The organism is Mannheimia sp. (genome assembly GCF_056854775.1).
Map to the genome: position 1 here is coordinate 1 of NZ_JBXGGI010000097.1, position 6,866 is coordinate 6,866.

10 protein-coding genes are annotated in these 6,866 nt (G+C 36.2%); 9 read left to right on the top strand and 1 reads right to left on the bottom strand.

Annotated features, from left to right (window positions below):
- The coding region (locus ACJHV0_RS06590; protein WP_483133721.1) for a TCP-1/cpn60 chaperonin family protein at positions 1 to 458 on the top strand (458 nt) is incomplete at its 5' end.
- 130 nt (positions 459 to 588) lie between these two features.
- On the opposite strand, the gene ACJHV0_RS06595 is transcribed toward ACJHV0_RS06590, so the two are convergent.
- Positions 589 to 915: a DUF5339 domain-containing protein gene (locus ACJHV0_RS06595; protein ID WP_025236344.1), complete on the bottom strand. Its 327-nt coding sequence runs from the start codon at positions 913 to 915 to the stop codon at positions 589 to 591.
- A 409-nt stretch (positions 916 to 1,324) separates the two neighbouring features.
- Between ACJHV0_RS06595 and ACJHV0_RS06600 the strand changes: the two genes are divergently transcribed.
- The 8 genes from ACJHV0_RS06600 to tolA form a co-directional block, all read left to right on the top strand.
- Positions 1,325 to 2,875: a cytochrome ubiquinol oxidase subunit I gene (locus ACJHV0_RS06600; protein ID WP_025236343.1), complete on the top strand. Its 1,551-nt coding sequence runs from the start codon at positions 1,325 to 1,327 to the stop codon at positions 2,873 to 2,875.
- Positions 2,876 to 2,887: 12 nt separating this feature from the next.
- The gene (cydB, locus tag ACJHV0_RS06605; protein WP_025236342.1) at positions 2,888 to 4,021 is read left to right on the top strand and encodes a cytochrome d ubiquinol oxidase subunit II; all 1,134 of its coding nucleotides are present in this window, start codon (positions 2,888 to 2,890) and stop codon (positions 4,019 to 4,021) included.
- Between the two features lie 14 nt (positions 4,022 to 4,035).
- The gene (locus ACJHV0_RS06610; protein WP_080686558.1) at positions 4,036 to 4,134 is read left to right on the top strand and encodes a cytochrome bd oxidase small subunit, CydX/CbdX family; all 99 of its coding nucleotides are present in this window, start codon (positions 4,036 to 4,038) and stop codon (positions 4,132 to 4,134) included.
- Positions 4,134 to 4,421, top strand: coding sequence for a cyd operon protein YbgE (gene ybgE, locus ACJHV0_RS06615; RefSeq protein WP_334235976.1), 288 nt, complete (start codon positions 4,134 to 4,136; stop codon positions 4,419 to 4,421). Before ACJHV0_RS06610 ends, ybgE begins: the two co-directional genes overlap by 1 nt.
- A gap of 160 nt (positions 4,422 to 4,581) precedes the next feature.
- On the top strand, positions 4,582 to 4,983 hold the full coding sequence (gene ybgC / locus ACJHV0_RS06620) for a tol-pal system-associated acyl-CoA thioesterase (RefSeq protein WP_025236340.1): 402 nt from the start codon (positions 4,582 to 4,584) through the stop codon (positions 4,981 to 4,983).
- Positions 4,984 to 5,004: 21 nt separating this feature from the next.
- The gene (gene tolQ, locus ACJHV0_RS06625; protein WP_025236339.1) at positions 5,005 to 5,685 is read left to right on the top strand and encodes a protein TolQ; all 681 of its coding nucleotides are present in this window, start codon (positions 5,005 to 5,007) and stop codon (positions 5,683 to 5,685) included.
- A gap of 139 nt (positions 5,686 to 5,824) precedes the next feature.
- Positions 5,825 to 6,265: a colicin uptake protein TolR gene (gene tolR, locus ACJHV0_RS06630; protein WP_025236338.1), complete on the top strand. Its 441-nt coding sequence runs from the start codon at positions 5,825 to 5,827 to the stop codon at positions 6,263 to 6,265.
- Between the two features lie 16 nt (positions 6,266 to 6,281).
- Positions 6,282 to 6,866, top strand: a 585-nt coding sequence (gene tolA, locus ACJHV0_RS06635; protein ID WP_483133722.1) for a cell envelope integrity protein TolA, incomplete at its 3' end; no start/stop codon positions are given.

A 6,866-nucleotide genomic window follows, 5' to 3' on the forward strand; every position in this document is an offset into this window, starting at 1 on the left:
GTGTTGATGATGCCTTACACGCTACCCGTGCCGCAGTGGAAGAAGGTATCGTTCCGGGAGGTGGTGTAGCTTTAGTGCGTGCAGCAAGCAAAGTAGCAGCAACCTTAAAAGGCGACAATGAGGAACAAAATGTGGGTATCAAACTTGCCCTTCGTGCGATGGAAGCACCTTTACGCCAAATCGTAGCAAATGCCGGTGAAGAGTCTTCAGTGGTTGCTCGCAACGTGAAAGATGGTTCGGGTAACTATGGTTATAATGCAGGTACAGAGCAGTATGGCGATATGTTAGAAATGGGTATTTTAGATCCAACTAAAGTAACCCGTTCAGCATTACAATTTGCGGCTTCTATTGCAGGTTTAATGATCACGACAGAATGTATGATCACAGACTTACCAAAAGAAGAAAAATTAGATCCAGCCGCAATGGGCGGTATGGGTGGAATGGGCGGAATGATGTAATCGTTTGTTCTTAATGAATAAAAGCTACTGAAAACTCAGTAGCTTTTATTTTATTTATTAGAACTACAAGCGGTCATTTTTGTAGAAAAGTTTGCAATAAAAAACCAAGCTATTCTAGCTTGGCTTTTTCTTATTGATGTTTTTGCCTTAGGTTATTTAATGCGGTTAAACCTTTCTCACAACTTTTTTGTTGTAAAACAGTATCCATTTTAAGGATCTGTTGCTTTGTTGAAGAAAGTTTATTTTTCATTTTAACCAATTGAGTATGAGTACCCGGCTGTTTTTCTGCATCAGAAACTAATTTATTTGCGGTGTTAAACATTTTCTCACATTCAGTTGGTAATGTTTTACTTAAAGTAGGTTTTGCAACTGTAAGTGATGAAGTTTTCACATTCGCAATTGCAGTAGCGGAAACCAGTACTGCACAAAGTGTAACTCCTAAAATTCTTTTAAGCATGCGTTCTCCACACATTAAGTGCTAATAAATTCAATGTTTTGCTTATTATTAAATATAAAGCCAGCCGATACTAGCAGAAGTTTAAATAAAAGTCATCTATTAAGTGGATCTTTTTTGCCAAAAGATCCATATATATTAAAATGGTAAATTATTTGTTATAAATTTGTTTGTTATAACCTAGTTATTTAGTGGGTTATATAGAATTTATTACATAAATAAACCAATTTTGTGACGAATATAACAAAATTACTATTTTTTAATTGGTTATTTACAGGTAGAATACTTTCCGACACTTTATTATAAATTTAACCAATTTGGGTTATTGTTAGAATTGAGTGAAAATTTGTGGGCGATTACTTTTCGGTAATCTATTTGTCAAATTATTATATTAATAAATAAGAGGTTTGAGATGTTAGACGTAGTTGAACTCTCACGTTTGCAGTTTGCTTTAACTGCACTCTATCACTTCTTATTCGTACCGCTTACATTAGGTCTTTCTTTCGTACTTGTTGTGATGGAAACACTTTATGTAACTACGGGTAAAGAAGTATATAAAGATATGACTAAATTCTGGGGTAAGTTATTTGGTATTAACTTTGCTCTAGGTGTAACAACTGGTATTACAATGGAATTCCAGTTTGGTATGAACTGGTCATATTACTCTCATTATGTAGGTGATATCTTTGGTGCTCCATTAGCGATTGAAGGCTTAATGGCATTCTTCTTAGAATCTACATTTGTGGGCTTGTTCTTCTTTGGTTGGGAACGTTTATCAAAAGCTAAACACTTATTAACGACTTACTGTGTTGCATTTGGTTCTAACTTATCTGCATTGTGGATTTTAGTAGCTAATGGTTGGATGCAAAATCCGGTTGCTTCAGAGTTTAACTTTGAAACAATGCGTATGGAACTTTCAAGCTTCTCTGAATTGTTACTAAATCCGGTTACGCAATCTAAATTTTTACATACTGTAACAGCAGGTTATGTTTGTGGTTCTATTTTCGTATTAGGTATTAGTGCATACTACATCTTAAAAGGTCGTGATTTAGGATTTGCTAAACGTTCATTCTCTGTAGGTGCAAGTTTTGGTTTATTATCGATCATTGCGGTATTAATTATGGGCGATGAGTCCGGTTATGAAATCGGGAAAGCTCAGCCAACAAAATTAGCTGCAATGGAAGGTGAATTTGAAACTCAACCTGCTCCTGCTGCGTGGAATGCATTTGTTATTCCAAATACAGCAGAAATGAAAAATGAATTCTCAATTCATATTCCTTATGCCGCCGGTATTATTGCAACGCGTTCTTTAGATACTGAAATTACAGGCTTAAAAGATATCCGTGTAATCAATGAACAACGTGTTCGTAACGGTATTGTTGCTTACGGTTTACTAGAAAAATTACGTTCTGGTAACTATACAGAAGCAGATAAAGAAGCCTTTAAAGCAGTGCAAAAAGATTTAGGTTTTGGCTTATTGTTAAAACAATATACAGACAATGTAGTTGATGCAACAGAAGAGCAAATCCAAAAAGCAGCGGATAATACTATTCCAAATGTAGGTCCTACTTTCTGGGCATTCCGTGTGATGATGCTTTCAGGTGTGATTATGTTGGTATTGATCATTGCTGCGTTTGTTCAAAATATGCGTGGTAGAGTAGGGCAAAGTCGTTTCCTATTAAGAACGTTATTATGTGGTATCCCATTACCGTGGATCGCAATTGAATCTGGTTGGTTCTTAGCTGAGTATGGTCGTCAGCCGTGGGCTATCTATGAGATGTTACCTGTTGGTGTAGCAAACTCTGCATTAACAACAGGCGATTTATGGTTTACGATCGGCTTGTTATGTGGTTTATATACACTGTTCTTAATCATAGAAATGTACTTAATGTTTAAATACGGACGACTTGGACCAAGTGCATTAAAAACAGGTCGTTACTACTTTGAACAATCAGCTAAATAATAGGAGTTAAAAATGCTCGATTATGAATTTCTCCGCTTTATTTGGTGGATTTTAATCATAGTATTATTAATTGGTTTCGCCATTACTGATGGCTTTACTATGGGCGTATTAAACCTTTTACCTGTGATTGGTAAGAGTAATGTTGAACGCCGTATTATGATCAACACAGTTGCTCCTCATTGGGATGGTAACCAAGTGTGGTTATTAACCGCTGGCGGTGCGTTATTTGCAGCGTGGCCAACAGTATATGCAACCTCGTTCTCAGGTTTCTATATTGCAATGGTGCTCGTATTAGCAGCGTTATTTTTCCGCCCTGTTGGTTTTGAGTATCGTGCCAAAATTGATAGTCCGAAATGGCGTAATGCTTGGGACTGGGGACTATTAATCGGTGGATTTGTACCATCATTAGTATTCGGTGTTGCATTTGGTAACTTATTACAAGGTGTACCATTTGAATTTAACAGCATTAACCAATCACAATACACAGGTACATTCTTTGGTTTATTAAATCCATTTGCATTATTATGTGGTGTGATTAGTTTAATGATGCTAACAACACAGGGTGCAACTTGGTTACAAATGAAAACCACAGATGAGCTCCATAATAATTCAAGAAAAGTAGCACAAGTTACAGCAGCAGTTGTATTAGTTGCCTTTGTTCTTGCAGGTGTATGGTTATATTTCAAAGATGGCTTTGTAGTAACAAGCCAAATTGATCACAATGCACAATCTGTATTTACTAATAAAACAGTAGCAGTTGAAACAGGTGCTTGGTTCAGAAATTATGCGGCAATGCCTGTATTATGGATCATTCCGGCATTAGCGGTAATTGGTGCATTGCTTACTATCGTTGCATCAAGAGCAAATCGTTCCGGCTTTGCGTTCTTCTCATCATCTATTATGATTGTTGGGGTAATTACAACGGCGGCAGTTTCAATGTTCCCATTTGTAATGCCATCAATTACTCATCCTAATATGAGTTTAACGATGTGGGATGCAACCGCAAGTCAAACAACATTAACAGTAATGTTAGTAGTAGCGTGTATCTTCGTTCCAACAGTATTAGGCTATACTATTTGGTCATACATCAAAATGTATGGTCGCTTAGATGCGAGTTACTTAGAACACAATAAATCAGCTTACTAATAGGAGAGTGCATTATGTTTTATGTAACTTGGGTGTTAGGTGTAATGCTTGCAATTTTCTTTGCAACAGTAATCACCATCAGCATTGAAAAAACAGGTAAGTTTGACGAGTAATGATTAATACTCTTTATAACTTAACAGCAAAGGGCTTGTTAAAAGCCCTTTCTTTTATTTTAGCCACCGCATTATTTGCAATAATTTTATTAAATTCGACCGCTTTTGCTCTTACTTTTGGAGGAAAAACACCGTATTTAGTGATGATCATCTTTTATGGTATGGCAATTTTGTGGATACACGGGGTTGGATTTGAAATTCGTTCAACGATTTGGAAAGCAATTTTTTTACCGATAGTAGGTTATCTTATTGTCATTCCATCTTTATGTATTTTATTAATGAAATAGAGGCATTTTTAATGCCTCTATTTGTTTTTGATAGGTAAAAAATATTTTTACGATTAAACTCAAAATATACTTGCACAACGATTTGTCTATCTCTACAATAGCAACCAATTTTCCGCCTAAATTTTGGGCGTTTTTTCATTTTGAAGAAAGAGGAAAAAGTATGCATTTTCCGATTCGGGTTTATTACGAAGATACTGATGCTGGTGGGGTAGTTTATCACGCTAACTATCTTAATTTTTTCGAGCGAGCTAGAACGGAATTTTTAAGGCAATACAATTTTTCTCAGCAGGCACTTTTTGCAAAATCTCTCGCTTTTGTCGTGAAAAAAATTGAGATAGACTATAAGCTACCTGCACGTTTAGATGATTTATTAAACGTAGAAACAACCATTTCAGAGTTTAAAAAAGCTACTTTGGTGTTTAAGCAAACCTTGTGGAAACAAGATATCTGCTTAAGTGAGGCAACTGTAACAGTTGCCAGTGTTGATCTCGTTAAAATGAAACCTGTTGCAATTCCTGATGATATTCGTCAAGCATTACAAAAAATTAATTTTTCTATTTAAAAACTATTCGGAGTTTTATTAATGCAAACTGAATTTAGCCTTCTATCGTTGTTTTTAGAAGCAAGTATTGTGGTCAAGATCGTAATGTTGATCCTTGTTGTATTTTCAATTTTATCTTGGGCGGTTATTATCCAGCGTAGTAAGGTATTAACAAAAGCGAGAAAAGACTCATTGACGTTTGAAGATCGTTTTTGGTCTGGCGAAGATTTAAACCGCTTACATCAAGGTTTAGAAAACCGTCGTGATGCTTTAACAGGCTCAGAACAAATTTTCTATGTCGGATTTAAAGAATTTAACCGTTTACAACAAGCAAATCCTGATGCACCTGAATCTATCATTCAAGGTTCAACTCGTGCAATGAATTTGGCGTTAAACCGTGAAATGGAAAGCCTAGAAAACTACATCCCGTTTTTAGGCACAGTAGGTTCAATTAGCCCATATATTGGCTTATTTGGTACAGTATGGGGAATTATGCACTCATTTATGGGGTTAAGTGCAGTTAAACAAGCAACCTTACAATCTGTTGCACCGGGTATTGCAGAAGCATTAATTGCAACCGCGATTGGTCTATTTGCGGCAATTCCAGCAGTTATGGCATATAACCGTTTAAACTTACGTTTAGGTAAAGTAGAACAAGGTTATGTGAATTTCATTGATGAATTTACGACCTTATTACATCGTCAAGCCTTTTCAAAAAGATAAATAGCAAGCGGTTTCTTTCTGATAAAAATTTGCAAAATTCAGTAAAAAATCGACCGCTTGTAAAGTAATAATGCGTAGTTAAAAGTGCTACGTTATATAAATTAATGATAGATGCAAAAGCATCTTAAAAGAGGAAAATATGTCGATTCGTCGTGTAAAACGTAATGACATTAAATCGGAAATTAATATTGTTCCATTCCTAGACGTATTGTTAGTACTATTGCTTATTTTTATGGCAACAGCACCTATTATCAGTCAAAGTGTGGAAGTTAATTTACCTGAAGATACACATAGTCAATCTGTATCAAATGAAGATAAAACGCCTGTTATTTTAGAAGTGGCGGGTGTGGGGGCATATAAATTAAAAATTGATGGTAACTATGTGCAAAGTAATGGGCAAGATAATATTTCTGAAGCAGAAGTGATCGCTTATGCCGGAGAGCAATTTCAAAAAGATAATAATACATTATTTTTAGTTGCCGGTGATAAAGTTGTACCTTATGAAGAAATTATGAAAGGTATCACATTACTTAAAGATGCAGGGGTTAAATCAGTGGGTTTAATGACTGAAGGCAAATAATCAGCAAGGATAACGTGTGAAATCTCAACAAGATAGACTAGAGCTTGCAGTTATTATTTCGATCTTATTACATATATTATTGATTGGATTATTATTGCTTGGGTCTCTTTTCACCAAAACGGAATTAGCAGCGGCTGGAGGTAGTGGCGGTGATAGCGACAGCTTCGAAGCCGTAATGGTTGATACCGGGCAAGTGGCGGCGGAATATGGGCAATTGATGGCGGAGAAAAAGGGCTCTAAACCAGCTAAGCCAACGGTAGAGCCTAGAGAAGAGCCTGAAGAAACTGTTGAAGAAGCGGAAGAAAAGCCAACTCCGGAAGAAATTGAGCAACAAAAGAAAGCTGAATTAGCGGCAATTCAAGAAAAGCAACGTCAGCAAAAGTTGCAAGAGCAGCAAAAACTTCAAGAACAGCAAAAGCAAGAGCAAGCGAAACAAGAAGAAATTAAAAAGCAACAAGCAGCCGAAGAGGCTACACGTAAAAAAGCAGCTGAAGCAGCAAAATTAAAAGCAGATGCAGAAGCTAAGCGTTTGGAAGCTGCTGCTAAACAAGCTGAAGAAGAAAGAAAAGCGAAAGAAGCCCAAGAGAAGAAACTTGAGCAA

Excerpts from the sequence above, each read along its gene's own strand:
- ybgC (WP_025236340.1), top strand. The coding sequence starts at position 4,582 with ATGCATTTTCCGATTCGGGTTTATTACGAAGATACTGATGCTGGTGGG.
- ACJHV0_RS06600 (WP_025236343.1), top strand. The coding sequence starts at position 1,325 with ATGTTAGACGTAGTTGAACTCTCACGTTTGCAGTTTGCTTTAACTGCA.
- tolQ (WP_025236339.1), top strand. The coding sequence starts at position 5,005 with ATGCAAACTGAATTTAGCCTTCTATCGTTGTTTTTAGAAGCAAGTATT.
- ybgE (WP_334235976.1), top strand. The coding sequence starts at position 4,134 with ATGATTAATACTCTTTATAACTTAACAGCAAAGGGCTTGTTAAAAGCC.
- tolR (WP_025236338.1), top strand. The coding sequence starts at position 5,825 with ATGTCGATTCGTCGTGTAAAACGTAATGACATTAAATCGGAAATTAAT.
- cydB (WP_025236342.1), top strand. The coding sequence starts at position 2,888 with ATGCTCGATTATGAATTTCTCCGCTTTATTTGGTGGATTTTAATCATA.
- ACJHV0_RS06610 (WP_080686558.1), top strand. The coding sequence starts at position 4,036 with ATGTTTTATGTAACTTGGGTGTTAGGTGTAATGCTTGCAATTTTCTTT.
- ACJHV0_RS06595 (WP_025236344.1), bottom strand. The coding sequence starts at position 915 with ATGCTTAAAAGAATTTTAGGAGTTACACTTTGTGCAGTACTGGTTTCC.